The following is a 3,803-nucleotide window of genomic DNA, read 5'->3' as shown; positions in this document are numbered from 1 at the left end:
TCGCCGCCTGGCCGTTCGCGCTGCGCGCGCCGGCCGCGCCCGGCTGCGTCGCGTAGACGCCGCCGGCCGGGTACGCCTGCGCGACGGGTGCGTCGGGCCGCTTGTAATGCGGCGCCATCGTGCAGCCCGTGGCAAAGAGCGCGACTGCGATTGCAGTCAAAGCGTGTTTTTGCATCATCACTGTCCCTTGTTGCCTTCGTCGCCGTTGCCCGGCTTCTCTTCGTGGTGCGAGTGCTCCTGAGCCAGGCGCAGCGCCTCGTCGACGTCTTCCTTCTCGCCGCTGAAGATCGCGCGGATCTTCACGAAGAACATCGGGATCATGAAGATCGCGAGGAACGTCGCCGTGATCATCCCGCCGATCACGCCCGTGCCGATTGCGTGCTGGCTGGCCGAACCCGCGCCGTTGCTGATCGCGAGCGGCATCACGCCGAGAATGAACGCGAGCGACGTCATCAGGATCGGACGCAGCCGCAGGCGCGCCGCTTCCAGCGCGGCCTCGATCGGCCCCATCTTCTCCGTCTGCTGCAGTTCCCGCGCGAACTCGACGATCAGAATCGCGTTCTTCGCGGACAAGCCCACGGTAGTCAGCAGGCCGACCTGGAAGAACACGTCGTTCTCGAGGCCGCGCATCGTGGCCGCGAGCAGTGCACCGATCACGCCGAGCGGCACGACCATGATCACCGAGAACGGAATCGACCAGCTTTCATACAGCGCCGCCAGACACAGGAACACGACGAGGATCGAGATCGCGTACAGGATCGGCGCCTGCGAACCGGACTGGATTTCCTGGAACGACAGGCCCGTCCACGAATAGCCGATACCGACCGGCAGCTTCTTCGCGAGCGTTTCCATCGCGGCCATTGCCTGACCGGTCGACTTGCCCGGTGCGGCCTGACCCTGGATTTCCATCGCCGACACACCGTTGTAACGCTCGAGCTTCGGCGAACCGTACGTCCAGTGACCGGTTGCGAACGCGCTGAACGGCACCATCCCGCCCGACCCGTTGCGCACGTACCAGATGTTCATGTCTTCCGGCGTCATGCGGAACGGCGCGTCGGCCTGCACGTAGACTTTCTTGATCCGGCCGTCGGTATCGAGGAAGTTGTTCACGTACTTCGACGCCCACGCGATCGAGAACGTCTGGTCGATCGCATCCGCCGTCACGCCCAGCGCATTCGCCTTCTCGCGGTCGATGTCGACCTTGTACTGCGGCGTATCGTTCAGGCCGTTCGGACGGACACCCTGCAGCGTCGGATCCTTCGAAGCCATGCCGAGCAGTTGGTTACGCGCGGCCATCAGCGCGTCGTGGCCGAGACCGGCGTTGTCCGTCAGCTCGAAGTCGAAGCCGGCAGCCGTACCGAGTTCGGGAATCGACGGCGGGTTGAACGGGATCACGAGCGCGTCCTTGTAGCTCCCGTAACGCCCGAACATCCGGCCGATCAGCGCCTGTACCTTCTGGTTCGCATGCTGACGCTGCGAGTAATCCTTCAGGCGCACGAACACGAGACCGGAGTTCTGGCCGCGGCCCGCGAAGCTGAAGCCGTTGACCGTGAACGCCGATTCGACGATGTCCTTCTCGTCCTTCAGCAGGTAGTCGGAAATGTTCGCGAGCGTCTTCGCGGTCGTTTCCTGCGTCGAACCCGACGGCGTCTGCACGATCACGAACATCAGGCCCTGGTCTTCATCGGGCAGGAACGACTTCGGCAGGCGCACGAACAGCAGCCCGACCGCGACGATCACGACCAGATAGATGATGAGCCAGCGGCCCGAGCGCTTGATCACGTGGTGCACGCCAACGTGGTACTTGTCGCGGCTGGTGTTGAACGTGCGGTTGAACCAGCCGAAGAAGCCCTTCTTCTCTTCGTGATGCCCCTGCGGGATCGGCTTGAGGATCGTCGCGCACAATGCCGGCGTCAGAATCAACGCGACGAGCACCGACAGCACCATCGCCGACACGATCGTCAGCGAGAACTGACGATAGATCGCGCCGACCGAGCCGCCGGAGAATGCGACCGGCACGAACACCGCCGACAGCACGAGCGCCACGCCGACGAGCGCGCCGGTGATCTGGCCCATCGCCTTGCGGGTCGCCTCCTTCGGCGACAGCCCCTCCTCCGCCATCACGCGCTCGACGTTCTCGACCACCACGATCGCATCGTCGACCAGCAGGCCGATCGCGAGCACGAGCCCGAACATCGACAGCGTGTTGATCGAGAAGCCGACCATCGACATGATCGCGAACGTACCGAGCAGCACGACCGGCACCGCGATCGTCGGGATGATCGTCGCCCGCAGGTTCTGCAGGAACAGGTACATCACGAGGAACACGAGCACGATACCTTCGAGCAGCGTCTTGACCACTTCCTCGATCGACAGCTTCACGAACGGCGTCGTGTCGTACGGATACTTCACGACGAGGCCGTGCGGGAAGAATGGTGCGAGCTCGTCGATCTTCGCGCGCACGGCCTTCGCGGTCGCGAGCGCGTTCGCGTTGGTCGCGAGCTGGATACCGAGTGCCGCGGTCGGCTGACCGTTGTACTTCGTGTCGAAGTTGTAGTTTTCGCCGCCGAGGCCGATCTGCGCGACGTCCTTCAGGCGAACCTGCGAGCCGTCCTGGTTGACCTTCAGCAGGATGTTGCCGAACTGCTCGGGCGTCTGCAGCAGCGTCGATTCGGTGATCGTCGCCTGCAGCACGGTGCCCGGCTTCGCCGGCGTGCCGCCGATCTGGCCGCCCGCGATCTGCACGTTCTGCGCGGTGATCGCCGAGCTGACGTCGACCGGCGTGAGGCCGTAGTTGGTCAGGCGGTTCGGGTCGAGCCAGATCCGCATCGCGTACTGCGAGCCGAACAGCGTGACGGTACCGACGCCGTTCAGCCGGCTGATCGGATCCTTCACGTGCGACGCCACGAAGTTCGCGAGGTCGTACTTGTTCATGCTGCCGTCTTCGGAGTTGAAGGCGAGCACCAGCAGGAAGCTGCTGCTCGACTTCGTGACCGACAGACCGAGCTGCTGCACGACCTGCGGCAGAACCGGCGTCGCGAGCGACAGCTTGTTCTGCACCTGGACCTGCGCGATGTCGGCGTTGGTGCCCGGCGCGAAGGTCAGCGTGATCGTCGCGTTGCCCGAGTCGTCACTCGTCGACGACATGTACAGGAAGTTGTCGAGACCGCTCATCTGCTGCTCGATCACCTGCGTCACCGTGTCTTCCACCGTCTTCGCGGAAGCGCCCGGGTAGTTCGCGGTGATCTGGATCGATGGCGGCGCGATCGTCGGATACTGCGAGATCGGCAGCGTGAAGATCGCCGCAACCCCGGCCAGCATCAGGATGATGGCGATCACCCACGCGAAGATCGGGCGATCGATAAAAAACTTTGCCATGAAGCAGGCTCCCTGTTATTTCGCGCTCGAGGCAGCGGCAGCACTCGCCGGCGCGGCGCCCGATGCGGCGGCACCGGATGCGGCAGCGGCGCCGGACCCGGCGGCGGCCGGCGCGGCGGGGGCAGCGGCGCCCGAGGCGGCATCGGCCGCCGGGGCGAGCTGCGCGGGAACCGACTTCACGGTCGCACCCGGGCGGACCTTGTCGACGCCTTGCACGATCACGTGATCGCCCGCTTGCAGACCGCCTTCGACGATCCAGTTCTGGCCTTGCATCCCGCTAGTCTTCAGCGGACGCGGCTCGACCTTGTTGCTGGCGTTCACCACCATCGCGATCGCCTGCCCCTTCTGGTCGTGCGTGACGCCGATCTGCGGCACCAGGAATGCGTTCTCGTTCACGCCTTCCTCGATCCGGGCGCGCACGAACA

The 3,803-nt window shown here is 64.8% G+C and carries 2 protein-coding genes and 1 pseudogene; all 3 read right to left on the bottom strand.

The window, feature by feature from the left end; genetic code table 11:
- Positions 1-178, bottom strand: a pseudogene (locus QZM72_RS35285) (multidrug transporter); the annotation flags it as partial.
- Positions 178-3,378: an efflux RND transporter permease BpeB gene (gene bpeB, locus QZM72_RS35280; protein ID WP_089468333.1), complete on the bottom strand. Its 3,201-nt coding sequence runs from the start codon at positions 3,376-3,378 to the stop codon at positions 178-180. The pseudogene QZM72_RS35285 and the gene bpeB, both read right to left, overlap by 1 nt.
- 15 nt (positions 3,379-3,393) lie before the next feature.
- On the bottom strand, positions 3,394-3,803 hold a 410-nt coding region (locus QZM72_RS35275), incomplete at its 5' end, for an HlyD family secretion protein (RefSeq protein WP_301740420.1).

The organism is Burkholderia sp. AU45388 (assembly GCF_030481585.1).
GTDB lineage: Bacteria > Pseudomonadota > Gammaproteobacteria > Burkholderiales > Burkholderiaceae > Burkholderia > Burkholderia sola.
The sequence above is the reverse complement of the archived record's forward strand: the minus strand, read 5'-3'. Positions and strand labels throughout refer to the sequence as shown.

What these genes read in the sequence shown, in the direction of transcription:
- bpeB (WP_089468333.1), bottom strand. Translation starts at nt 3,378, where the DNA reads ATGGCAAAGTTTTTTATCGATCGCCCGATCTTCGCGTGGGTGATCGCC.